Source organism: Secundilactobacillus collinoides DSM 20515 = JCM 1123 (assembly GCF_001435975.1).
GTDB lineage: Bacteria > Bacillota > Bacilli > Lactobacillales > Lactobacillaceae > Secundilactobacillus > Secundilactobacillus collinoides.
The window spans coordinates 20,436-45,131 of record NZ_AYYR01000029.1; the positions used below are offsets into that span (position 1 = coordinate 20,436).

Here is a 24,696-nt window from a genome sequence, read left to right on the forward strand (position 1 = left end):
GGAAGTGGAACCATGACATTTGATAAAAACAGTTTTTCATTAGCAGGTAAGGTCGCCCTGATCACCGGCGGCGCCCGCGGCATTGGTCAATTTTATTCGATTGCGCTTTCCAAATATGGGGCTGACATTTTTGTGGTCAGCGCTTCACAGAAGGGTTGGGAAGACACAACGCAGAAGGTTGAAGCAAACGGTCAGAAGGTGGCTTTTTTACAACAAGACATCACGAACCCGGATGCTGCTGATGACATTGTGGCGGCTGCGGTGGCTGAATTTGGCCATCTGGACATTTTGATCAACAATGCCGGCGTTCAACTGCGCAACGATGTTTTGGATTTTAAGGACGAAGACTGGCGCAGCGTTATCGACGTTAATTTGAACGGCCTGTATTACTTGTCCCATGCAGCAGCGAAAGTCATGGCCAAACAGCAACACGGTAAGATCATCAACATTGGCTCAATGCAGTCGTACCGCGCTGGTAAGCGAATTTTTCCTTATACAGCCAGCAAGCACGCCGTGATGGGCTTAACAAAAGCATATGCTGATGCGCTAGCGCCGTACCACATTCAGGTTAACGGGCTGGCACCGGGTTACATCAGCACAGAAATGACCAAGCCGCTTCAAGAAGATCCCGTTCGCGGACCGGAAATTGCTGCGCACATTCCATCAGGTGACTGGGGTCAGCCTGAACAGCTGATGGGACCAATGGTGTTCCTAGCCAGCGAAGCGTCCGATTATGTGACCGGTGTAATGCTTCCCGTTGATGGCGGGTATTTGTTACGGTAGGCGAGACTGAATGAATCGCTTTCATTTTGTGAAACTGTGCTATACTATATTTTGTAATTAAATAACTAACTAGGGGCGCAATCTGCTGAGACGGTTTTATCCGAACCCTTTGAACCTGTGAGCTAACACTCGCGAAGGAAAGTTAACGTATAATCAATGACGATTAAACGACCGACCAGAGTGTTTCCTCCTGGTCGGTATTTTGTTGCCTGTTTTTTTAAAACGAGGAGGAACTACATGACCACATTTACAACGCAAATCCACAACGCAGCGGAACCTTTTTGGCAGAAGAGTTTTGACCATCCTTTCGTCCACGAGATCGGTGACGGATCGTTGCCTAACGACGTGTTTCGTTACTATCTGATTCAGGACCGATACTATTTAAACGAGTTCGGGAAGCTGCACGAAAAAATTGCTGAAAAATTGACCAACAAGGAAGACATCGCGTTTTTAATGGCCGGTGCGCAAGGCTTGAAAGACGGTGAAATTGCTGTCCGGGAGGGCTTCTTTGAACAATTGGGCATTACGCCAGATGAGATTGCCCACACACCGATGGCACCGACCGCGTACAACTATGTGAACCATATGTATTCTGAATTAGACCGTGGGACACCAGGAAGAGCCATTGCCGGTTTGTTGCCTTGTTACTGGCTGTATAACGAAATTGGTCAACGGTTGGTAGCTGCAGGTTCACCGGTGGACTTATATGAACGCTGGATCAAGACTTATGACAGTGATGATTACACCGACAGTGTCAATACAATGATTCAATTGACTAATAAGACCGCCGAAAACGCGGATGAAGCAGAACGCACACAGATGCAGGATTCGTTTGTGCGAAGCAGTGCGTATGAATTGGCCTTTTGGCAGATGGCAATGGATAAGCAGGAATGGACAGTGCAGAGCGTGAAGCAAGACGCCTAAGGGGCGGCGCATAACGGATGCTGAGCTGAAAAATTTGGGTCTGACTTTTTGGCCCAGAGTTCGTTATGAAGGAGCCCCTTGCCTTACGAAACGCGTTTAGTCACGGCTGTCAAGAACAAGCAGTAAAGAACCAAAAGGTAAAAACCAAAAACCAAGAATCGCAAAACTCAGATAAAAAACCAAAAACCAAAAAAGTGCCCCCGACCCCCAACGTCGCTGGCACTTTTTAAATGTGTACGCCCTAAAAAATTAAAAAGCCATATTCTGACTTGTACCGATTCGCTAACCCATCTATAATCTCACTTATACTACATAGTAAAGCGAGACGATTTGATGAAAGTTCAAAAAATAACTGCGACCAATGACGCTGAAATGGCCAAGATTCTCCGTACTGATTTAGAAGATCTGCACCTCAATCTGCCGGGAACGGCCTACTTTGATCCATTCGTGGACCACTTGAGTAAGTGGTATGACAAAACGGCCGACGCTAAGTATTTTGTGGCAGTCAGCGATGACCATCGCGTCATGGGTGGTTGCGGTGTTGGACCAATTGCGCCTGAAGATGGTATCGCTGAGCTGCAAAAACTATACGTTTCACCAGATTACAGACGACAGGGCGTTGCTAAAGCGTTGATTCCTGAATGTTTTGAATTTGCGAAACAGCACTACGCGTACCTGTATCTTGAAACATTCCACCAGATGACGGCGGCAAATAATCTGTACAGGTCATTAGGATTTGACCAGTTAACCAAGCCGTTACCGCAATCGGAACATGGCGCCTGTGATACATGGTATCTGTACGATTTGGCCGAATGAGCCAAACTTGTTTGAATAAATGATAATCTTCGGTGCTTGACAAGATTAGAAATAACGACTATATTTGTCATTAAATTTTAATTCGCTAATAACTTTGAAGAGAAGAGACCAAGTTGCGCAGTCACAGAGAACTCCGGTAGGTGAAAGGGAGGAGCTGCAACGCTTGCGAAGATGAACTCCGAGCAGTTGGTCACCGGTTCAAGCTGGTGATCCGGTGACAGCCGTTAAGTTGTCGGTAAGCAATTACCGGTAAGGTGTTTTTATAACACGAACTTGGGTGGTACCGCGACCTTCTCGCCCCTTGTCATAGTCAATATGACAGGGGGCATTTTTTATTGGCAAATTTATCGAAAACAAATTCTGGAGGAAACCAAATATGACTGAAACAACTTTAACTAAATTTCCATATCGTTTTGACGTAGTGGGCAGTTTATTACGTCCCACTGATTTGAAGCAGGCACACAAAGACTTAGCTGCTGGTAAGATCACCGCTGCTGATTTGCAAAAGATTCAACGCGAAGAAACAAAGCGCATCGTTGAAGAACAAGCTAACATCGGTTTGAAGGCTGTTACTGACGGTGAATTCAACCGGTCATGGTGGCACTTGGACTTCCTTTGGGGACTGACCGGTGTCGACAAGTACGACTATCATCAAAGTTACAAGTTCAAGGGTGACACAACTCGGACGGACAATGTTGAATTAACTGGTAAGATTGCCATCAATCCAAACCACCCCTTCTTTGAAAGCTTCAAGTATTTACAATCAATCGTGCCAGAAGGCGTTTTAGTCAAGCAAACGATTCCTTCACCAACTATGTTATTCCGTGACAACCGGAGCGACAACTGGAACAAGTTCTATGATACTTGGGATGAATATTTGGTCGACCTGTCAAAGGCGTACCGCGATACGATTCTCCACTTCTACGACTTGGGCGACCGTTACATCCAATTAGACGACACTACTTGGGCCTTTTTGATCAGCAAGTTAAACGAAACAGCAGACCAGCCAGAAGAACATGCCAAGTACGTGAAGTTAGCTGAAGACGGCGTTAAGGTGATCAATGGTGCCATTAAGGACCTACCAGAGGACCTGACCGTTACCACCCACATTTGTCGTGGTAACTTCAAATCGACCTTCCTGTTCTCAGGGAGTTACGATGACGTTGCCGACTACTTGGGTCAATTGAACTACGATGGCCTGTTCCTTGAATACGACAACGAACGTGCCGGCAGTTTTGCCCCACTTGCCCGTATTTGGAACAACGACAGCCACAAGCGTTTGGTACTAGGTTTAATTACTTCTAAATTCCCAGAATTGGAAGACAAGGATGCCATTGTTGCCCGTATTCAAGAAGCAGCAAAGACAGTGCCATTGGAAAACTTGGCCTTGTCAACACAGTGTGGCTTCGCCTCTACTGAAGAAGGCAATGAACTGACGGAAACACAGCAGTGGGCCAAGTTGAACTTGGTTAAAGAAATTGCGGAATCGGTGTGGAAAGACGCCTAGAGAGTGAAACAAGGCGTTTTGAGGGCGGAGCAGAAGCGACTCTGGGCAGAAAAGTCCGGTTCTGACTTTTTTGCCCAGAGTCGCTTCTGCAGTAGCCCTCAGCCTTGTGAAACTCGTTTCGGCAACGACGCCAGAGAGTACAACGCCAAGACCACTTAAATAAAGAACAGAAAAGTCCGGTTCCGACATTTTGGCTCATAGCCCGTTATGCAGGAGCCCCTTGCCTTGTGAAACTCGTTTCGGCAACGACGCCAGGACCACTTAAACAAAGTGCAAAAAAAGGTCCGTGCCTGACTGTCTGCCAAGTGTCGCAACTGTAATGACGCTTAGCATTCTTTATTTCTTTTAGCTAAATAGTCTAACAAGTATCATCAATCGAAAATAAAAAAACGGGACCGACAGTGATTGCCAGTCTCGTTTTTTAAGTCGCATGTGAAATTTCCAAGTGAATCTGCTATCATGTAATGATACAAAAACGAAACGAACAAGTGAGGTACAGCGATGATAAAACTAGTAGCAGTGGATATGGATGGCACTTTTTTGCGGGATGACCGCACGTACGATAAAGGCCGGTTTCTCGACCTTTTTAAACGGATGCAGCAAAATCACATCCACTTTGTGGCCGCTAGCGGATCACAATACCAGCGATTACGGCACGAATTCACCGAAGTTGCGGACAACATGGATTTTATTTCCCAAAACGGCGCCATCGTGCATCAGGGCGACCAGTTGAGGGAGATAATGCCGTTATCGGACAATCAGGTGCATGGCATCATCGCGACCATCAGCCGCTTGTTTGCAAAACACGACGTTAATCAGGAAGTTGTTTCCGGGCTAAACGGCACCTACGTGAATGCCGACATGGACCCGGAAGCGTTGAAAATCGTTAAATACTACTACCGGCCAGTGATCAGCGTCAGTAGTTTAGCACAGTTAGTCGGGCAAACGGTGAATGATCAATTCACTAAAATTGCTATTAACTTTGCTGAGACCGTTGATTTTCAGCAGGCTCGCACAACCTTGAAGGCGCAATTGCCAGACTTTCTCAGCAGTGAAAACTCAGGTTTTAACACGGAACTGATCGGGCTGAAGGAAGCGACGAAGCGGTCCGGTATTCGTGCGTTGCAGAAACTGTACAACATTGCAGATGACGAGGTCATGACGTTTGGCGATAATGAAAACGATTTGAGTATGCTGACAATGACGCCAAATAGTTTTGCGATGAAGAACGCGGATGCACACATTCAAAAGACTGCCGGAAATGTGACACAATTTGATAATAATCACGATGGTGTGCTGGCGGCCATGGCGAAGGCATTGTAGGGAGCGGAGCAAGGTGTTCTGCGGTAGCCCCTTGCCTTGCAAAGCGCGTTTCAAAAATGAAACCTGAGTGCCCGCCGTAACCTCCACTAAGGCAGATGCAGCCGAAAATTTCATTCAGCACTAGGCTCCTGTCTCACGCAGTTCGTTTCCACGCGGTCGCCTAGCAAGACGGTAGAAATTCAAGAAAGTAACTAATAGTAAGAAAAAATCGGCGCAAGAATGTTTTTGCTCCAAGAATATAAGCGACCCCCCTCTGAAAATCTCGAAAAGATTTCTAGAGGGGGTCGCTTATATATTTTAGAACTGTTTTTATCACAGGTTTAGATTGAATAAACATGACGCCGTATACTTAAAATATTCCGGTCATGGGTAGAGAGGGGATTCTTGCCTCAATTTTTTATTTAATATTTCGGTGTCCAACGGGTATCGGCTACCGCTTGCTTGACGTCAGTAATCGGCTCTTTGGTCAACTGTTGATCAACTGCACTCTGCACGACAGCTTCGGCCACAGTCGTCGAAAATTGAGCTAATTTCGTAACGGGTGGCAGTACCGCTGCCCCGGGTTTGCTAGCATCCACTAAACCACCGAGAGAGTGGGCAGCAGCTGATATCATTTCGGCGTTTAACGTGGTGGTCTTGCCGGCAATGACACCCAGTCCTAAGCCGGGATAAACTAACGCATTGTTCGCCTGACCGATTTGGTAAGTGATGCCGTTCAGTGTGATGTCTGGCGTTGGAATCCCAGTGGCGACCAGTGCTTTGCCATCAGTCCATTTCAACAGATCTTCTGCTTTTGCCTCAGCGAGCTTGGTTGGGTTCGACAGTGGCATGATGATTGGCCGCGGGGTGTGTGCTGCCATGTCCTTGATGATGGCTTCCGTAAAGGTGCCAGGCTGCGTTGAGGTTCCGACAAGAATCGTTGGGTGAACGGCAGCAACCGCACTGGCGAGGTCGGTCAAAGTTTCTGAGTGGTCGAACTCACTACGCTTACGGGCAAACGGTTTTTGTTCCGGCGTCAGTGTTGGATCATCGTCAAATAACAACCCTTGCTTATCTACAAGGTAGAAATGGGCTTTGGCTTCGGCGGGTGTCAAACCTGCTTGCAGGTATTCACCGTAAACGCGTTTTGCGATGCCCGCACCAGCACTACCGGCACCAAAGCACAGGTAAGTTTGGTCGGTCAGGTTTTGCTTGGAGATGGCAAGCGCACCCAAAACGGCTGCGAGAACGATGATGCCGGTACCTTGGATATCGTCATTGAAAATCGTGTATTTATCTTGATATTTCTTCAGGATTTTTGCTGCGTGACTGCGGCCGAAATCCTCAAAGTGCAGGTACATATTTGGAAATAGCGCTTCGGCACTGGTAACAAACTGGTCCACGAAGTCATCGTACTGAGAGCCGGTGATTCGGGCGTGGTGGTTGCCCAGATATAACGGATCATCAAGCAGCTGCTGGTTGTTTGTACCAGCGTCCAGCATAACTGGAACTGGTAGTACCTGTTTTGGATCGATGCCGGCAGCGGCTGTGTAGACCATCAGTTTACCGATTGAAATGGCGACACCGTTCGTGCCCCAGTCGCCAATACCGAGAATGCCTTCCGCATCTGTGACAACAATAAGTCGGATATCCCGGCCAGCAGCAGCGTTCTTTAGGCTATCTTGGATGTCATCGGGGTGGTCGATTGAAAGAAAAGCAGCTTCCTGCGGTGCATTATACAAATGACTGTAGCGCTCGATTGTGTCCGCAATCGTTGGGTCGTAAACGATGGGCATGAACTCTGCCACGTGTTGACTGAAGAGGTTATAAAACAGAATGCGGTTTTCATTGAACACCGTCATTAAATATTGGCGTTTGAGTTGGTTTGTTGGCTTGGATTGATATTGCGCGTATGTTTGCGCAGTCTGCTGGGTCAATGTTTCAACGTAGGGTGGAAGAAGTCCTTCCAGTCCGAGGTCGTGGCGTTCTTCAGGGGTAAATGCGGTACCTTTATTTTGAAACGGGTCATTAAGGATGGATGCTGTCATATGAATTGCCTTCTTCGTTTAATTGATGACCGTAGCATAGTCCTTGTGAAATTTTATAGTCAAACTGGACAGCTATAATAATGGACAGCTATAATAAGAATTGATTATAATAGGTTTTGAAATCGTATTATAACAAGGGGTGATAGGAATTAATGAATACACAAGACCTAAAGTACTTTGTTAAATTAACCGAAATAAAAAATTTTTCGCAGGTGGCTCAACAGTTTAACGTCAGTCAGCCGACCATCACGTTTGCGTTGCAGAGACTTGAAAAGGAATTGGCGACGACCCTCATCAGCCGTCATCGGGCGCGTGGTACACTGACGGTGACAACAACGGGTGCCCAACTCCTGGTTCACGCTCGAGCAATCATTGACCATGAGGCGTTGCTGCAAAAAGAAATCGCAGCAGAAAAAGCGGGTCGACTGCGCCTAGGATTACCGCCAATCATTGAAACACAGTATTTTACGCGAATCGCGAAACAGTTGAAGGTGAAGGGGTTGTTGGATAAGATTCAAACCTTCGAAGCGGGTTCTTCGACAACGTTGCAGGCACTCAAGCAGGGCAACATTGACCTGACATTGATGGGGTCGATCGAACCGCTGGCTGAACCGCATATTGTGACACAGGTGTTTAATCAAACACCATTCGCGGTGTATATGGCGGCGGACGACCCGTTAGCTGACCCGAGCGGAATCTATTTCAGGCAGCTAAAGGACCGTGAATTTGTCATGTTCAAAGACGGTTTCATTCATAACCAGGCGTTTAACCAGCTCGCTCGGCGTGCACGAGTGCGGCCAAAGGTTGTTTTTCGGTCAAATGAGATCCAGGGATTACTGAATCTGATTGCGGCAGGCATCGGCATGGGGTTTATGATGACAGCGGTGGCGCCTGCCCGCGATGACGTGGTTCAAATTCCCTTACTGGATGCAGATATGCCCACGTTTGTGACCAGCCTGGGTTACCGCGATTCGCACGTGTTTAGCCCCTTGCAACAGGAAATTCTGGATGTAATTCAACACGCCCTGACTTAAAAAACAACCGCGCTTGCACCTACCTAATAACTAAGACACTGCAGGGACGGTTGTTTTATTCTGATTAAAAATTATAAGAGACCCGACTTTGACTATAGAAAACCAGTCGTGATAGGCTTTTTAACATTCTATTACATAGTCAGGGATGAGGATTTGAATCAATCGATCGATTGGAAACGAAATTTGCGGATCTTCTGGCTCGGAGTTTTTATGGTCAAGGGTGCAATCTCAATGGTGGTGCCGATCGTGCCGTTATTTTTTAAAACAATGGGACTTTTCGAACCAGTCAGTTGTATTTATTGTGTGAGGTTGCGTTTAGCATCGCCTTTTTAATTAAAACCATTGCATTACCGATTTGGGTTAAGTTGTCCGACCAGATTGGACACAAACCGATGTTGTTACGGGCTTCCAGCGGGTCAGCCCTTTGCTGTTTTCTGGTCAGTATGGGTTGAATTTTGGCTTTTCGATTTACGTTTCCCAAAATGTAGCGAGAAATTTGACAACCTTCGCTGTCTCCGTGTAGCTGAGGGTTTGGGTTAGATTCTGAAAGTAAATGCGGTCTCGAAAATTCATGATTGGCCTCGTTATTAAGTGATACTTGCAGTTTACGCGTTTTAGTTAACGAATTAAAAAACGCCTGCAATTTGCAGACGGTTTTTTGATACTGTGGACAACCTTGTTAAGCTAAACAGAATCTGATTTGCGGTCCAATTTTCTGGCGCCTATTTTACTGTTGCGCCGAGATTAGATGGCAGCGTCCCGAAATATGCCCAACGCTTTCTTGCTTTAAATATAAGTGATGTCCATCGGAATTGCGCCAACCAAGGATTCATGCACGGTGCACTTCCGCACAACTTCCTTCAAGAAAAATGCGTGGTCTGCTTCCGATAGATTCGTCTCAGCAGCAATTTTAATGTCGATATGGGTGACACGGGAACTCCCATCTTGGTAAGATGTCGTTTCACCTGAAACATCGACTTGAAACTTCTTAATGGTCAGGTTCTTTTCCTTATTCTCCAAATCGCGGGCGGTGACACTCATACAGCTGCCCACCGCGCTTAGCAGGTATTGAACCGGGTTGGGCGCTGCGTCTGTGCCCTTTGCGGCGGCTGGTTCATCCGCCAAAAAAGTGTGTCCGCCAGTGCGGTTCATGACCTGGGTCCCCAGTGGCCGCAGGGTTGAATGTACGATATATTTTCCCATGATATCCTCCTCATGTTTTCTGATGTTCTAATTGTAAGGTCTTTTGGCGGTAAATGCTATAATTATAGTCGCAAGGGGAAACGCTTACATGATTAAAGGAGGAAAATTATGGCTGTATTAACAGATGTATACGAACTCAACAACGGCGTCAATATCCCAAAAATCGGGTTTGGGACCTGGCAGATTCCAGACGGCAAGGTAGCTTATGAATCGACTTTAACGGCTTTAAAAGAGGGATATCGCCACATTGATACTGCAAAGGCGTACGGCAATGAAGTCAGTGTCGGCCGTGCTATTCGCGATTTTGGGATTGCTCGCGAGAATGTTTTTGTGACGTCGAAACTACCCTCGCACATCAAGGACCATGATGGTGTGCTGAAAGCCTTTAACGAGACTTTTTCGGATTTAAATATCGGCTATGTTGACCTCTATTTAATTCACGCACCATGGCCTTGGCGAAACATCGGGCAGAAATGTGATACGGAAAATGTTGAGGCATGGGGCGCCATGGAGGAAATTTACAAGAGCGGCAAAGCGCGGGCCATTGGGGTATCAAACTTTAACGTGCACGACCTCAAGAATCTCATGAAAAACACCAAAGTGACACCAGCCGTTGACCAGATCCAATACTATGTTGGTTTCACGGAACCGAAGATCACAGCGTTCGCAAAGGCGCATAACATTCTCATCGAAGCGTACTCGCCGTTGGCCACCGGTGACGTTTTGCACAGTACTGAATTAACGGCGCTAGCGGACACGTACAACGTTACTGTCCCGCAGTTAGCCTTGCGTTACTGCCTGCAAGCCGGCGTGCTGCCGTTACCCAAGGCTACCAGCCAGGCCCACATAGCAGCGAATAAGGCCCTTGATTTCATGATTTCTACTATTGACATGGAGAGACTTAACGCATGTCAAGATACAGCACCGAGCCATTTTCATAACGAAACACAAGGGTGACACTCGGCGGTAATTTGGTTGCCTATGGTTAGGTAACAGTTGCCGTTCACCGCCTCGATACTCAGTGTAAAAGGAGCGTTGACACAGTATAAGTGCGTAGTCGGGGCGAATACAAGGGACTCGGCGCACTAAATCCAACTCAATAAAAAAACGACCTCCTAATGGAAGTCGTTTTTATGTTGTATCAATGACATTAATCCACAACGCGAACCTGGATGTTTTGACGGCCGAATTGCATTGCTTCGGCGTTCGTCATAGAGATATCCAACTGGTTCGGGTTGCTGTAGGCAAAGGTTCCGGTATCGTTGACGACTCGCTTTTCAGTGGTGCCATCTTGGTACTTGATCTCGAGTTCAGTGCCCTTAGGGAATCGGCTTAAAGCGGCGGCAACGCCGGTTCCAGTTGGAATCGAAGTGCCTTGGCCACCGGCAGCGACTTGTGGGTCGTAAGCGGTAGCAACCATGCTCATCCAGCCACTTTTTGATGAACTGTCAGTGGACTTAGCAGTAGTGGATTTGCTGCTATCAGCTGATAAAGGCTTAACCTTGGATGAGGCAGCATCTGTCTTGGTATCGCTGCTGATCTTTAACGATTGCTTAGGAAGAATCACCGCGTGAATGGATGAAAGATCATTTGCTTTTGCGATACGCTCTGGAGTGGTGTCATACTTTTGAGCAATGGCCCAAAGGCTGTCGCCGGATTTTACGGTGTACGTCGTGTCTGCTTTAGCGGTGGTCGATACAAGACCTAAACCGATAAAGGCGCCGAATACGAGCAAGCTACGAGTAAAAGAAGTGTGTTTTAACATATAAATAGTGTGCCAACCTTTCGTTGTTATACTAGTAATTTAAGAAAACCGTTTATGTAGCCATTAGAAAAACATTATTTCTCCTGGCTACAAGAATTACTATACCATGCAAAAGGGTAGTTTTTTTAACAGCGCGACTACAGTAAATTTCGTGTTTGTCTTTTAAATGTTATTTTGTAACGTTAGTGTCATATTCAGAAATATGTAAGCGGAACAAGGCAGAAATGTTACAGTTAAATGAGATATTGATTAGAATATTAAAGATTATCAGGCGAAAATTAAACGTACATACGGGTCTTTAACGGAAATAACCCTCAAATTACTTCTTATTGCTGAATAACAGTCAGGTTCATTCGATATCTGACTTAATAATCCTTAAAGGAAAAAAGGTCCCTGCCAACGAATGGTTGTCGCTGAAGGCTTTTTTCTCATACAAGCTGTTACAAGAGTGCAACGGCGACGGTATCATCTACGGGCAATCCTTTAAATAAGAACGCGTTTTGGGCAAAGAGACTCAGCAAATGGCGGTCATTGACCCGCCACTCTTGCACCTGCTGCGGGGCTACCGGGAGTACAATTGTTGTGTGATCCGCGTTGATATTCATCAGGTAAAAAAGTCCATGTATTGGAAAAGAGAGGTTAGCGGCCACAAGTTCCCTATAGGCATCAATCAGCGCTGTTTCCTGTTTCGTTTGTCCAAGTGGGGTTAGGGCCGTCAGTTGCGTTTGAAAAGTACTGCGCTCTGTTGCAGAAAGCGGGTGGTCAAGCAGTGTATTTTTAGTAGCGGTATAAAGTGTTTTTAAGTTTGCTAAGTCATTGGACATATTGTTATCTCCTTATTAAACATTAGATTTCTGGTTTGATTAAAACAAGTTCCGCGGCGTTTGTCCAGTGATAACGCCACGACCAAATTGAGGATACCAAGACTAAATTAATGGAACAAAACAGGAATTAAGACGCAAAAAGTTGGACGGATAAAAGGACATAAAAATCGTTGAAATCGCTTACAACCGGCAATCAGTTTACTTAATATTGTTAATTTAAAAAAATTCCAAAATTGAATAACCAACAAAAAAGCCACTGAACGTAAGAGTTCTAGTGACTTTTGTTAAAATGTTAAGTTGACCTAACTTTGTTTTTGTTTTACTTTTGGATTCAAATAGATTACAATTTGTTTTGCAGTTAAGAATAATTCTAATCTAAAAGGTGGGTGAACAACTTGAAGAAAAAGCAGACATTAGCGCAGCGAATCAACGTCATGCGGGCCGCCGTGATGGGTGCCAATGATGGCATTCTATCAGTTGCCGGTATCGTTATCGGGGTTGCCGGCGCAACCACCAACAGCTTTGCCATCTTTATTTCGGGTATTTCAGGTATGTTGGCCGGTACGGTATCTATGGCGATGGGCGAATACGTGTCCGTTAACACGACAAAAGATACGCAGCGGCGAGCAATTATGCGGCAAAAAGAGGCACTATCTGAGTCCTATAATAACGAATTTAACTTTGTGAAGCAAAAATATGTTGATGACGGTATCGAGCCCGCATTAGCAGAGCAAGCGACTCAGGAAATGATGACCCAGGATCCGTTGATCACGACGGTTCGTGAACGTTACGGATTTGATGTTGGTGAATTTACGAGTCCGTACGCGGCGGCCTTAGCGTCCATGATCTCGTTTCCAATTGGTTCCATTTTACCGATGTTGGCAATTACACTATTGCCGGCAAGCGCGCGTATCTGGGGTACCGCGCTGGCCGTTATTATCGCACTGTCAGTCACCGGGTTCAGCGCCGCTACGCTGGGGAATGCAAGTCGGTCGCATGGTGTCATGCGCAACGTTATTTCCGGTGTGATCACGATGCTTGTGACGTTTGCGATTGGGACCCTGATCGGCAGTCATTAACTAGGGGGAGACATTTATGATGAATCAAGTAATCAATGGCATTAAAGCCAGAAAACCTAAAAAGTCTTCCCAAACGATGGAAGAACGCGCGAATACTTTACGGGCCGGGGTACTGGGGTCAAACGATGGTATCCTGACCGTTGTTGGAGTCCTGTTTAGTGTGGCCGTTGCCACAACCAATCAGTTTACGATCTTCATTGCCGGCCTGTCAGATCTGCTCGCCTGTGCCTTCTCAATGGCCTCTGGCGAGTACGCCTCCGTCAGCACACAAAAGGATACGGAAGAAGCCGTCGTCCGTACTGAGGAACGCTTACTTCAAACGAATTACGATGATGAGGTTGAAGCAGTGATCAACCACTATACCGACCGGGGTGTCACACGCGAAACCGCTGAAAAAATTGCAAACAACTTGATGGCAAAAAAGCCGTTAGAGACAGTGATCAACGTGAAGTATGATTTAAAACTCAATCACTATATGAGTCCATGGTCAGCAGCGTTTTCCTCCTTGTTCTCAGCGTCAGCCGGTGGCATTTTCCCACTGGCAGCAATGACGTTGTCGCCGGTTGCCTACCAGTGGCCGATCACGATTCTGGCTGTTTGTGCTTCGGTAGCCTTAACTGGATTTCTGAGTGCTAAGCTAGGTGATGGGCTTACGAAGACCGCAATCATCCGAAATGTGATCGTTGGGATTCTGACCATGATCATTCACTATTCGGTTGGGATCTTGCTAAAGTAGTGTAACAGGGAGACAGGCTCATAGTTTGGACGACTTGCGACCGCGTGCAGTGGCGCTCAAAGGCTGGCAAAGCGTGCAGCTGTTTTCAAGCAAACCCAAAAAACTGATAACACCAGGTTGCTATAAGAATGTCAATCAAAAAAAGGACTGAGCCAAGCTCAGTCCTTTTTATCATCTTTTAATTCAAACAAATGCGGTTGGCCATAATAGTATCCCTGCCGGTATGCAACGTCCATTTGATCCAGCATGCTGTCATCATCGTCGTCTTCAATGCCTTCAACAATGAGCCGGAGTTGTTCCTTCTTGGCGATGTCTTGCCAAAATGTCAAATCTTTATGGATCTTGGCATCCATATGATCACGACGGTAGTTCTGCATGGCAAACTTGACTTCGCTTGCGAGTGACAATAATGAACTGATGTGGTCGTAAGTATTGATGCCGGTGCCGACATCGTCTAGGCTGAACTGGATGCCATGTGTGTCAAAGTGACGAATCTGCCGTTTTAGCTGGGGAATCGTCACGTTATTATCGCCGGCTTCTTCGGTGACTTCAACAATCAAATTGACCGGAAAAATCGCCTTTTGGGCAGCAATCAATGCCGCCGACATTTCCGGGTTGATGAATTGCGTTCGGTTGAGATTAAACGAGACCGATTTGATTTTAAGCGATAATTGCTTTGCTGTCTGCGCCATCACTGGTACCTGTTCATCGATTGGAATTGACGCAAAGTTCTTTGGGAGCTGCCAATGGCCGTCCACGAATTTCCGAATGAGCATTTCGTAGCCGATGAGGGAGTTTGTAAACGCATTTAATTGTGGTTGGATAAAGTACCGGTACACCTGACGTCCCTCCAGACTAATCATGATTTTAAGCTAATTATAGCATACTGATAGGATAAAAGTTTTCAAAGACTGATGTTTTTCAACAAAAGCGATAGTATAATGTGGATAGTTATGGAATGTAATGGAGGGCAACTAATGAAGGTCATTATCGTGGGCGCGACGCACGCTGGGACCATTGCGGCAACTGAAATCTTAAAGATTCACCCCGAAACAGAAGTGACGATTTACGAACGGAACAATAATTTTTCGTTCTTGTCGTGCGGAATTTCTTTGTATTTGGATGGTCAAGTCAATCGGCTTGAAGACATGTTTTACTCGTCACCGGAGGAACTCCGAGATATGGGCGCCAAGGTGGAAGATAATCATGATGTGTTGTCGATTGATGCGGTCAACCATGAGGTTCAGGTTGCCAACATGATTACTGGCAAAATTTTTAAGGATACATACGATAAATTGGTGATGGCAACGGGATCAACGCCAGTTGTGCCGCCAATTTTCGGGATTGATAACGCAAAAGTCCTACTGTGTAAGAACTACCAGCAGGCACAGGAAATTTATCAGGCATCTGAGAAGTACCACCGTATCGCAATTGTTGGTGCGGGTTATTCAGGCACGGAATTTGCGGAAGCATTAGCGAAGACCGGCCATGAAATCCAAATGTTTCAAAATGGTGATCAGATTCTAGATAACTATGTGGGTAAAAAGATGTCAGACGGTATCGTGGATATGTTGGCACAACACGGCGTTCAAATCTTTCTAAATCACCGTGTCACCGGGTTCAATGGGGATAGTGACGGCAATCTTGAACTTGAAACGGCTCACGGTAACTACAGCGCGGACGCGGCGATTGTGACGTCTGGATTTGTTGCTAATAGTGATCTGCTTCATGGCCAAGTTGAAGTGGAAAAACACGGGTCGCTTCTGGTCAACGGGCACATGCAAACTACAAACCCAGACATTTTTGCGGCTGGAGACTGTTCCATGGTGCGGTTTAACCCAACGGGTGGACCGGCATACACACCACTGGCCTCCAGTGCGGTTCGTCAGGCTGTGCTTGTGGCGCATAACCTTTTCCACGAAAATTATCCCTACATGGGGACGCAGGCAACGTCAGCAATCAAACTTTTTGGCTATTCAATTGCCACGACCGGCTTGACGCTGGAACATGCGTTAAAACGTAAAATTAATGCGGCACAGGTGGTTTACGAAGGTATCTGGCGCCCTGAATACATGCCGACAACGGATGCCTTGACGATTATGATGGTGTACAACCGGGATACACGGCGGGTTCTCGGTGCACAATTGATAAGTAAGCACGAAATTGCCCAGTCGGCAAATGCCATTTCAATTGCTATTCAAAATAATAATACGATTGATGACCTATCGTTGGTTGATATGTTGTTCCAACCAAATTTTGACAACCCATTCAACTACATTAACATCGCAGCTCAATTGGCAGTGGATCAGGAACGGCAAGCTAATAACGATAGCCCAAGGTTCACGGCTTTGGGAAATCAGCAAGGATTGTAGCCTGTGGAAGAAGACGCCTAGGGTGGCAGTCTGGCTGATACAAAGTACCTAAGTTTCAAAATGGGATTCAACTTTAAAGTATTCGCACTGGTCAGATTTCAAAATCAGCGCAGGTCCAGTGTGTTGAGTCCGGAAATTAGAAAAAATCATCAGAATATTTAACAAAAAAATCACCCGGCTGCGTAATTGCAGTGGGTGATTTTTTGTACAAAGGATGTCACTTGTGTTAAATGTGTCACTTCAGCTCGACAACCCCGTCTGAATAGCTATTGAAACGAAGCGTCATCGGACAAGTTTTGCAAAGCTGTCTGGCGTGCATTTTCCATTTACTGTCTTGCCTGAATATTGCATGCTAATCCGTCTTTACTTTCCCATGAAACTTCAGGAAGTAAACTAAAGTCATAATGACCAGGAAGATAACGCCGACCCAAATCGAAATTCTGGTTTCTGGGTTGATGAACATGAAAATCAACGTTAACAGCAAGAAGAACAGGGTGATATAGTTTGAATATGGTGAAAATGGCATCTTAAACGGATGATCTTTCATCTCGTCTTTGTGTACTTTTCTGAACTTGATCTGGCTGATCAAGATAACGAACCATGGAATCATCCCTGGCAGGACACTTGAACTATAGACCATGATGAAGATGTTGCTGGCACCTTTATAGAAGAGCGGCAGGACAAAGTTTAGGACGACTCCAAGGAAGATCCCAAAGGAAATTGCAATAACTGAGTAGAATGGGACGCCGTGACGGTTTAATTTCAGGAATCGTTTTGGCAGCTGACCGTTGTTGGCCAGGGTGTAGGACATCCGGCTGGCACTGTAGATCCCGGAGTTCGATCCGGACAAGGCAGCCGTGATGACAACGAAGTTAATAATTGACGCCGCAGCGGTGATCCCAATTTTGGCGAAGGTTTCAACGAAGGGTGAGCCAACGTTGTCAAGTTCGTTCCATGGGTAGATGCTCAGGATAACGAAGATGGCGCCGATGTAGAAAATCAAGATCCGGAAAACGGTTGAGCGGATAGCTTTAACCAGCGTTTGACGCGGGTTTTCAGCTTCCCCAGCAGTGACCCCAATCAACTCGATACCTTGGTAAGAAGCCAGCACGATGGCGAGGGCGAAGATGAAGCCCTTGAAGCCGCCGGTGAAGAACCCGTGGGTCCACATGTTGCTGATCCCAATTGGGTGGAAGTGGTTCCCGATACCAAAGACAATCAAACCGAGACCAACGATGATCATCAGAATAATGGTCACAACCTTAATCAGCGCGAACCAGAATTCCAGTTCCCCGAACATTTTTACAGAGATCAGGTTGGCTAAACACAGGAAGGTGATGGCAACCAGACCAGGAATCCAGTCGGGTAAATGCGGCCACCAGTAATCAAAGTAGCCCCCAATGGCAATCATTTCACTCATCCCAACAATAACGAATTGGAAGATGTTGCTCCAGGCGGTTAAAAAACCAGCTAATGGGTGAATATACTCAGTGGCGAACTTGGAAAATGATCCCGTATCAGGATCCACATAGAGCATTTCACCTAACGCCCGCATGATCATGTACAGGAAGAGACCGGCAATGGCATAGGCAATCAAAACTGAAGGCCCCGTCCACTTAATGGTTGAGGTGGAGCCCATGAACAGCCCAACACCAATGGTCCCGCCCAGTGCAATCATTTGCATCTGACGGGCACTTAACTTACGTTTCATAATTTCTAATCCCTTTCACATAAAATCTTAGTTAATGATGAGGGAAGCTGACAAATAATATTAGTGCAACACCGCGATGTGATATGATAACGATAATAGACTTAACCACAGTCAGCCTCATTTTATTAACTTAGTATGAGAATAATGCTACACGAAAAACGCCGCGATGGCAAATGTAAAGAAGGATGTTAGGCCATGATCAAGACATATTCGTTATGGGATAACCTTACCTGGGTGGCGGTTAGCCAGCCAAATCAACAAGATTTTAGCCAGTTGGTAGAAAACTATCACGTGTTACCTAGGTACATTTCCTACATTAAGGACCGCCGGGAACGTGCTCGGTTTAATTACGATAATACACATGACAGCAAGCTGTTAATTTTCCGTGTGATTCCTGAACATAAAGACGACCATGAGCTGGGAACGGATGAGACGCTTCCCGTGGCCTTTTTGCTGCGTGATAATCTGGTCATGACCATCGTTCAAAATGAAACGAAGTACGTTGTTGACCTGATGGCGTCAATCGTCAAGGATCATCGCGAACAGAAACGACCAGTTAGTGAACTGAATTTGATTATTGAATTATTATTCAACTTGAATGACGGGTACGCAGATCGAATCGATGCACTGGATGATATTCAAGAAAACTTGGAAAATTATCATCGCCGGCCAAGTAACAAACAAATTGCTGAACTGACCAAGTTGGACAAGGGACTTGTGTATCTAAAAACGGCTGCCCATAACAATGTGCTGGCAATCGGTCAGATTCAGGTTTTGTCGGATGCGGATGACGACCCGCTGCACCTGGATGAGAGCGAAACCCAGCACCTAAAGGACCTCATGGTGGAAGTTGAACAGAGTCGCTCGCTGGCTGATATTTCCGCCGAGGTCGTTGAAAAATTGTCCAATAACTACAGCAATGTCTTGGACAATAGTTTGAACACGACCATGCGGTTACTGACCGTCTGGACGCTGGCACTGGCATTTCCACCCATTGTGTCCGGCTTTTGGGGAATGAACATGGACCTGCCGCTTACCAAACTGCCGTGGGCGTGGGTGCTTTCTATCGTGCTGTCAGTGGTTCCAATCTTTGCGCTGGTGTGGTACCTTAGAAAGCATCACGATTTATAAGGAGTTTTTGACACATGAAAATTGAATCTGTAACACCTAGCGACTTGGACCAAATCGTTGCCATTGAACAAGCTGGGTTCACGCCTGAAGAGGCTGGGACGCCGGCAGCGTTTAAAGTTCGAATCGATAATTTAGCGGACAGTTTCTTGGTAGCTCGTGATGACCAGGGAACTGTTCAAGGGTTTATTGTCGGGCCCGTGGATGCAAGTCCTTATGTCCTCGACGACATGTACGCAACCTCAAAGCCGAACCAGCCGACTGGTGGTAATCAGCTCGTCTTGTCATTAGCCGTGGCCCCAAGTGCCCAACATCAGCATCTAGGCAGCCAGCTTTTGGCCGCTTTGGAAGACGTTGCCAAAAAAGCCCAGCGGGAAACGATATCCCTCACTTGTCTAGATCGGCTAGTGCCGTTTTACGAACAGAATGGCTTCCACAACGATGGGGTGGCCGATTCTGACCACGCGGGTGAAATTTGGTATAACCTCGTTAAACCGCTCCGTTAAGCTATTTTAGACGGAATTTTCAAACCTGTTTGAAAAAAGTTTTTAAAAAAGGGTTGACGAATATCCATTTTGGGATTAAATTAAAGCCACATTAGCAATTGATGAGAAAAAACAAATGCCATGAAGCGGAGAGTAAGTTTAACCGCGACGTCAGTGAATCCCGTTAAGTGAGAAGGGACCGTCAAGTTAAGGTGAAAGTAACCGCCGAGCAGTGGATGCGAAGATTGAGTGTCCATGGGTCGTACCCCTTACAGTACTAGCGTATCGCCCCGGGGCCGTACGCGAAAAGGTGACGTCTGCGAAGACGTTGCGAACAAAGGTGGTACAGCGCAGAAGCGCCCTTAGTTAACAGAAATGTTGATTAAGGGCGCTTTTTCTCATCAAAAATAAAAAAATGGAGTGTGATCTTAATGAAATTTGCAATGATTGGTGCCGGAGCTATGGGTTTACGTTATGGGATTTTGTTACAGGAGGCTGGCAACGATGTCACCTTTATCGATACGTGGCAACCAAATATTGATAAAATTCGCGAACAGGGCGGCGTTTACGTTTCTCGCGACCATAAAGATCGCCATTTGACCCCAATTAAATTGGAGACCCCGGAAACTTATGATGATGATCCTGACATGTACATATTCTTTGTTAAGCAGATGCAGCTCGAAGACTTCTTGAAGCGTTGTGCGCACTTCTTCAAGCCAAACCAATACGCCTTTACCTGCATGAACGGGATGGGCCATATCGAAAAATTGCAAAAGTACTTTGCCGACGACAAGATCATTGCCGGGACAGCCCTGATTGCTACTGTTTTGAACGGCCCTGGCGACGTTGACTTCATTGGCGAACGTGGTGCCGGCATGATGAACATGGCCAACTACACTGAAAAGCCGGATGAAATGACACACCGCCTCTTCGATGAACTCGACAAGGCTCAGATGCACCCATCACTAAAGACCAACTTTAAGGGGACGTTGATGACTAAAGTTATCTTCAACTCCGTTATCAACACCATCTGTACCTTGTTTGGTATCACCATGGGTGAATTCGGGAACTCTGACCGGGCCTACGATCTCGGCCGTCAATTGATCGACGAAGCCTACGATATCTGTGCCCGTGCCGGCATCACACTGGTTTCTGACCGTGACGAAGAAATGGCCGCTTTGGACCACAACACCCGGATCGATATGCCATTACACTACCCATCTATGTACCAAGATATGAGCCACGACCGGCCAACCGAAGTTGACTACATCAACGGGTACATTGCTGAACTTGGACGCAAATACCACTACGAAGCTAAGACCCACATCTTCTTGACCAACCTGGTTCACTTGTCTGAATACCACCGTGCTAACGAAAAGAAGGCACGTGAGGAAGCTGCTGAGAAGACCGAAGCTGTGCTTTAAAGGCTTAATCACTTAAGCCTGTGAGCGGGTGGATGCGTACCTTGTAAGCCGCCCCATGTGAACTAGCCGCGAACCATGGTTAAGAAGCAAAAGATAATAAACGCTGGTTTGTAGAGAATCCGTTCGTGACTGTCTGCCATTCAGTGCGAGCGAAGCTTTCTGCACCAGTTGTGAGTTTAGACATTATCTTCAGTGACCTAGACATCGTTCAGTTAGTTTTCATACCGTTAATTGCAACATCTCCTTTGGAAATAACAAATAGAAATAATAAAACGCCCATGCAGTCGTCTGATTGCGTGGGCGTTTTTTGTGAAAAATCAAGATTATACGGCGTAGAACCCTAGTGGATGCACCGTGTAAGCCTTTGCCATTTTACCGAGGGTGTCAAACAAGGTCTCCTTTTGGTCAAAGGTGCCTGATACTTCGATATAAAAGGAATAGATTCCAATTTTTTGCCGCGTTGGCAAGGACATGATCGTGACCAAGTTCAAACCGGCGTCCGCCAAATGGTTCAAAATTTCGCGCAGGACGCCTGGTTGTTCCGTTGGGGGTGTAATGAACATTGGGAACTTAAAGGCCGTATCTGGAGCTTCAGTGGCTTCTGGTGCGACTAATGATGCGGGCTGCTTCTTAAAGATAATAAAGCGTGTGGCGTTATCATCCTGGTCGGCAACGTTATCCTGCATCAGCGGGAAATCCAGAGCTGTCATTTGTGATTGCGGAATAATGGCTGCGTCACCGTTCTGTCCGGCCTGGAGTTTTTCCAGTGATGTCATGTTGCTTGAGGTGGTGATGATTTCAGCCTGGGGCAGGTTTGCCAGTAAGTTTTGACACTGACCCTCGGTCTTGAACTGGACGTAGATACGGTTGATTTTGGCCAGGTCATCAACCTTGGCCGCCAACCCGAAGTTAACGGGGACGGTGACCTCGCCAATTTCAGTGACGTCAGCGACCTGCAGGCGTTGCAGGGTAGCTTGAACGAAGCCGTCTAATTGGTTTTCTAAGGGGAGCAGGCCCAAGCCGTCTGGGACCACAGAGTTGTAAACCAAATCAAAAGTCGGGTGATAATCGGGTTCGATATTTAATTCAGGATGGCGCGCAATGAAGACTTGAGCGGCTGCGTCCGTGAAGGTGCCGGCTGGACCTAGTACGGATAATTTCATGAAGGACACTTCTTTCTTATGAGCAACGCACGAAATAAGGCCATTTGGTCTGTAACCGATAACAACCTTGTCGTTTCAATTAATTTCTAATACCTTCATTACAACACAGGTCGCGACCCAGAGCAACTTAATTTACACCCGCCATGAATCGTGGCAGAATAGTTGCATCAAAGGGGGAATCACGTATGACAAGACTTGAAATGACACAGGATGTCCAGACACGATTGGCAAACCACCTCGCACCGGGTGATCAGCTGATCCTTGATTTTGACGATGGTGTGGGCCGTTATTCTAAGGTGGGCGTTTGTTCACTGGATGTGAGTTTTCGGTTCCTGATCGTTTCAAATGATGCTGTTGACCCCGTTTACGATGAGACGCTTACCAGTCCGGCTGGCAACGTACTGATCAAAAGCTATGCTGACAATTACCTGAATGAAAATCCTAAACTAACGCTAAGTCACTTTGGCTTAATTCAACTCTCTTCAGCGGTAGGGGTGTTGGACAGTAACGTTGAGATTATCGATCATCCTGACGTAGTGACTGAGGCAAAATAAACTGTTTGATTTAAAGTATCATCAAAGTGCTCCGGACAAAATTCAATTTTGGATTTTGTCCGGAGCACTAATTTTTTTAAAAATGTCTTAGTGGGGTTTTTCTGTGAATCGCGCAAATAATTCCGTGACGTGCGATGCAATCTGCTGAATAGACAGTGAATTTGGATTTTGCAACCACCATTTAATGGCTGATGCTAACGCGGAAGAAATGAAAATTAAATCTACTTGTTGATATAAAACGTCCTTATTAGTCCAACTCAAGGTGTCGTCTAGAATTTCTTTGATTTTGACTTGAAAAGGCGGTAAAAAATATTTTTCGTTTTCATTATTAAATAGTATTTCGAATAGTTCATGCTTTGAATCAAAATACGAAAAAATAAGTGTCATTAATTCTTGGATTCTTTTTTGAGGAATATTGGCGTGTATTTGCACAGCGTAACTGGAAAAATCTAAGGTTTGAAACGCTAAATATTTGTTTAATAAATCATACTTGTCTTCAAAGTGAATATAAAAAGTGGATCGATTAACATCAGCCTGATCCGTAATATCTTTTATTGATATCTTTGCGAAATCTTTTTTTTTGTAGTAACCCTGTAAACGTGTCAAAAATGAGTTTTTGTGTTTTGCGAGACCGTCGATCATTCTTTGTCTCCATTTCTGTATTGCCTCCCAGACAACAGTATTTTCGAATTGTCGATTAAGCGACAAAACGGTGTGTTTAATGATTGTTGGTTGTGGTTGAAACGATTATATTTTGAACCATGATAATTAATAAGCTTGAAAGGAAGTATTACGATGACTAAAAACACTAGATTAAATGAAGGCTTACCAATTTTTGTTGACCACAAAACAGACGTTGGACCGATATCCAAAGCACCATCAGATTCTTGGTATGTTAATTGTGCCTTTGAGGCTGATGGCAAGCAGCTTGGATTTATGTGGCATCAACAGACGATGAAAATGGGTCCAATTTCTGTTAATTTTGCTGAACTGTTGCTATTGAACGCAACCGATAACTACAGCCTTTCCGAATTGGCAAAGCCTAAACCGATTTCCATTAAAAAAATCTCTGAAAATGAGGTCGAAGTAGTTTCCTCAATCGGGAGCTTTTCTGGAAGTTATCGTGATGGTTTTGATTTACAACTCCAAATTCAGGACGGAGGTGTTCACGTCCATCTGAAACCCGACACGACTTTGTATAACGGTACAACCGGGCTGTTACCGCTAGTTGGTTCAGACTCACATGAGTTTGCCTACCCAAACATGAGTGTAACAGGCGCCGTTACAATGAACAATGAAACGTATGAGTTAAGTGATGGTACCGCATGGTTTGATAAACAGTGGGTAACCACGGCACCAAACCGGGGTGAGATGAATAATGCTGCCTGGTTGTGGCTTGGGTTGCCATTAAATAACAAAGGCACCTGTTCAATTTCACTTTGGGACTATTATACATCAGAAAATCGTAACGCTTTTGCCACTGTTGTTGAGGAGAATGGGATGCAAGAAACAATGCCAATTTCCGTGACCTATAATAACATTTGGAAAAGCCAGAAAACGGGTAACAGTTATCCGGAAATAATTGATATTCGAATTGATGAGATCGATTTGAACTTGTCTTTAAGAACGCTAATAGTCGATACTGAATTTTATCAAGAGCACGCGAAATTGGGCGGATGCCAAAATTTATGTGGAGTTACAGGGACTTTTCGGCAGCATAAAATATCAAAATACTGCGTTGTCGAAATGATCAATGATCTTTGTGGTGATTAACTCGATTTCTTGATGAATGCTTAGAGAAAGAGACCTATGGAAAAATGATTGTATTTTTCCATAGG

Annotated in this window: 23 protein-coding genes and 1 riboswitch; of the genes, 15 read left to right on the plus strand and 8 right to left on the minus strand. The window is 45.7% G+C overall.

The genetic code is table 11. The annotated features are described in order from the left end of the window. Positions 1-12 precede the first annotated feature (12 nt). From FC82_RS05995 to FC82_RS06015, 5 genes are all read left to right on the plus strand, one after another. Positions 13-783 (plus strand): glucose 1-dehydrogenase, encoded by a 771-nt coding sequence (locus tag FC82_RS05995; RefSeq protein ID WP_056996478.1) that lies wholly within the window; start codon positions 13-15, stop codon positions 781-783. A gap of 61 nt (positions 784-844) precedes the next feature. After that, positions 845-940, plus strand: a riboswitch (TPP riboswitch). A gap of 80 nt (positions 941-1,020) precedes the next feature. Then, positions 1,021-1,707 carry a thiaminase II gene (gene tenA, locus FC82_RS06000; RefSeq protein WP_056996479.1) on the plus strand — a complete coding sequence of 229 codons (687 nt, stop codon included), beginning with the start codon at positions 1,021-1,023 and terminating at the stop codon, positions 1,705-1,707. A gap of 333 nt (positions 1,708-2,040) precedes the next feature. Further along, positions 2,041-2,523, plus strand: coding sequence for a GNAT family N-acetyltransferase (locus FC82_RS06005; RefSeq protein WP_056996480.1), 483 nt, complete (start codon positions 2,041-2,043; stop codon positions 2,521-2,523). A gap of 376 nt (positions 2,524-2,899) precedes the next feature. Further along, complete coding sequence (locus tag FC82_RS06010; RefSeq protein ID WP_054759563.1) at positions 2,900-4,030, plus strand: vitamin B12 independent methionine synthase; 1,131 nt, start codon at positions 2,900-2,902, stop codon at positions 4,028-4,030. A 501-nt stretch (positions 4,031-4,531) separates the two neighbouring features. Further along, on the plus strand, positions 4,532-5,353 hold the full coding sequence (locus tag FC82_RS06015; RefSeq protein ID WP_056996481.1) for an HAD-IIB family hydrolase: 822 nt from the start codon (positions 4,532-4,534) through the stop codon (positions 5,351-5,353). A 401-nt stretch (positions 5,354-5,754) separates the two neighbouring features. Here the strand turns inward: FC82_RS06015 and FC82_RS06020 are convergent, their stop codons facing one another. Next, on the minus strand, positions 5,755-7,380 hold the full coding sequence (locus FC82_RS06020) for a malolactic enzyme (RefSeq protein WP_054759568.1): 1,626 nt from the start codon (positions 7,378-7,380) through the stop codon (positions 5,755-5,757). Between the two features lie 152 nt (positions 7,381-7,532). Between FC82_RS06020 and FC82_RS06025 the strand changes: the two genes are divergently transcribed. Next, a complete protein-coding gene (locus FC82_RS06025; RefSeq protein WP_056996482.1) occupies positions 7,533-8,414 on the plus strand; it encodes a LysR family transcriptional regulator in 882 nt (293 codons plus the stop codon). Between the two features lie 786 nt (positions 8,415-9,200). Here FC82_RS06025 and FC82_RS06030 read toward each other — a convergent pair. After that, positions 9,201-9,617 (minus strand): OsmC family protein, encoded by a 417-nt coding sequence (locus FC82_RS06030; RefSeq protein WP_056996483.1) that lies wholly within the window; start codon positions 9,615-9,617, stop codon positions 9,201-9,203. Between the two features lie 108 nt (positions 9,618-9,725). On the opposite strand from FC82_RS06030, the gene FC82_RS06035 reads away from it, so the two are divergent. Then, positions 9,726-10,574 (plus strand): aldo/keto reductase, encoded by an 849-nt coding sequence (locus FC82_RS06035; protein ID WP_056996484.1) that lies wholly within the window; start codon positions 9,726-9,728, stop codon positions 10,572-10,574. A 193-nt stretch (positions 10,575-10,767) separates the two neighbouring features. Here the strand turns inward: FC82_RS06035 and FC82_RS06040 are convergent, their stop codons facing one another. Both FC82_RS06040 and FC82_RS06045 read right to left on the minus strand, forming a co-directional pair. Next, entirely contained in the window at positions 10,768-11,382 is a 615-nt protein-coding gene (locus FC82_RS06040) for a LysM peptidoglycan-binding domain-containing protein (RefSeq protein WP_054759572.1), read from the minus strand. A gap of 440 nt (positions 11,383-11,822) precedes the next feature. Next, positions 11,823-12,206, minus strand: a complete 384-nt coding sequence (locus FC82_RS06045; RefSeq protein WP_056996485.1) for a hypothetical protein — start codon at positions 12,204-12,206, stop codon at positions 11,823-11,825. Positions 12,207-12,601: 395 nt separating this feature from the next. Between FC82_RS06045 and FC82_RS06050 the strand changes: the two genes are divergently transcribed. Continuing rightward, the gene (locus tag FC82_RS06050) at positions 12,602-13,285 is read left to right on the plus strand and encodes a VIT1/CCC1 transporter family protein (RefSeq protein WP_235809188.1); all 684 of its coding nucleotides are present in this window, start codon (positions 12,602-12,604) and stop codon (positions 13,283-13,285) included. A 19-nt stretch (positions 13,286-13,304) separates the two neighbouring features. After that, on the plus strand, positions 13,305-14,021 hold the full coding sequence (locus FC82_RS06055) for a VIT1/CCC1 transporter family protein (RefSeq protein ID WP_054759642.1): 717 nt from the start codon (positions 13,305-13,307) through the stop codon (positions 14,019-14,021). A 158-nt stretch (positions 14,022-14,179) separates the two neighbouring features. On the opposite strand, the gene FC82_RS06060 is transcribed toward FC82_RS06055, so the two are convergent. Next, entirely contained in the window at positions 14,180-14,884 is a 705-nt protein-coding gene (locus FC82_RS06060; RefSeq protein ID WP_235809189.1) for an EAL domain-containing protein, read from the minus strand. A gap of 114 nt (positions 14,885-14,998) precedes the next feature. Here FC82_RS06060 and FC82_RS06065 point away from each other — a divergent pair, with 114 nt between their 5' ends. After that, the gene (locus FC82_RS06065; RefSeq protein ID WP_056996486.1) at positions 14,999-16,393 is read left to right on the plus strand and encodes an FAD-dependent oxidoreductase; all 1,395 of its coding nucleotides are present in this window, start codon (positions 14,999-15,001) and stop codon (positions 16,391-16,393) included. Between the two features lie 352 nt (positions 16,394-16,745). On the opposite strand, the gene FC82_RS06070 is transcribed toward FC82_RS06065, so the two are convergent. After that, the gene (locus FC82_RS06070; protein WP_056996487.1) at positions 16,746-18,104 is read right to left on the minus strand and encodes an amino acid permease; all 1,359 of its coding nucleotides are present in this window, start codon (positions 18,102-18,104) and stop codon (positions 16,746-16,748) included. 195 nt (positions 18,105-18,299) lie between these two features. On the opposite strand from FC82_RS06070, the gene FC82_RS06075 reads away from it, so the two are divergent. From FC82_RS06075 to FC82_RS06085, 3 genes are all read left to right on the plus strand, one after another. Beyond that, the gene (locus FC82_RS06075) at positions 18,300-19,235 is read left to right on the plus strand and encodes a magnesium transporter CorA family protein (RefSeq protein ID WP_054759579.1); all 936 of its coding nucleotides are present in this window, start codon (positions 18,300-18,302) and stop codon (positions 19,233-19,235) included. A 14-nt stretch (positions 19,236-19,249) separates the two neighbouring features. Continuing rightward, entirely contained in the window at positions 19,250-19,738 is a 489-nt protein-coding gene (locus FC82_RS06080) for a GNAT family N-acetyltransferase (protein WP_056996488.1), read from the plus strand. Between the two features lie 410 nt (positions 19,739-20,148). Then, positions 20,149-21,141 (plus strand): ketopantoate reductase family protein, encoded by a 993-nt coding sequence (locus FC82_RS06085; protein WP_054759583.1) that lies wholly within the window; start codon positions 20,149-20,151, stop codon positions 21,139-21,141. A 323-nt stretch (positions 21,142-21,464) separates the two neighbouring features. On the opposite strand, the gene FC82_RS06090 is transcribed toward FC82_RS06085, so the two are convergent. Further along, on the minus strand, positions 21,465-22,304 hold the full coding sequence (locus FC82_RS06090; protein WP_056996489.1) for a prephenate dehydratase: 840 nt from the start codon (positions 22,302-22,304) through the stop codon (positions 21,465-21,467). 185 nt (positions 22,305-22,489) lie between these two features. Here FC82_RS06090 and FC82_RS06095 point away from each other — a divergent pair, with 185 nt between their 5' ends. Beyond that, positions 22,490-22,858 (plus strand): iron-sulfur cluster biosynthesis family protein, encoded by a 369-nt coding sequence (locus tag FC82_RS06095; protein WP_054759585.1) that lies wholly within the window; start codon positions 22,490-22,492, stop codon positions 22,856-22,858. Positions 22,859-22,945: 87 nt separating this feature from the next. On the opposite strand, the gene FC82_RS06100 is transcribed toward FC82_RS06095, so the two are convergent. Further along, positions 22,946-23,500, minus strand: coding sequence for a TetR/AcrR family transcriptional regulator (locus FC82_RS06100; RefSeq protein ID WP_056996490.1), 555 nt, complete (start codon positions 23,498-23,500; stop codon positions 22,946-22,948). A 153-nt stretch (positions 23,501-23,653) separates the two neighbouring features. On the opposite strand from FC82_RS06100, the gene FC82_RS06105 reads away from it, so the two are divergent. Next, entirely contained in the window at positions 23,654-24,631 is a 978-nt protein-coding gene (locus tag FC82_RS06105) for a lipocalin-like domain-containing protein (protein ID WP_054759591.1), read from the plus strand. Positions 24,632-24,696: the final 65 nt, after the last annotated feature.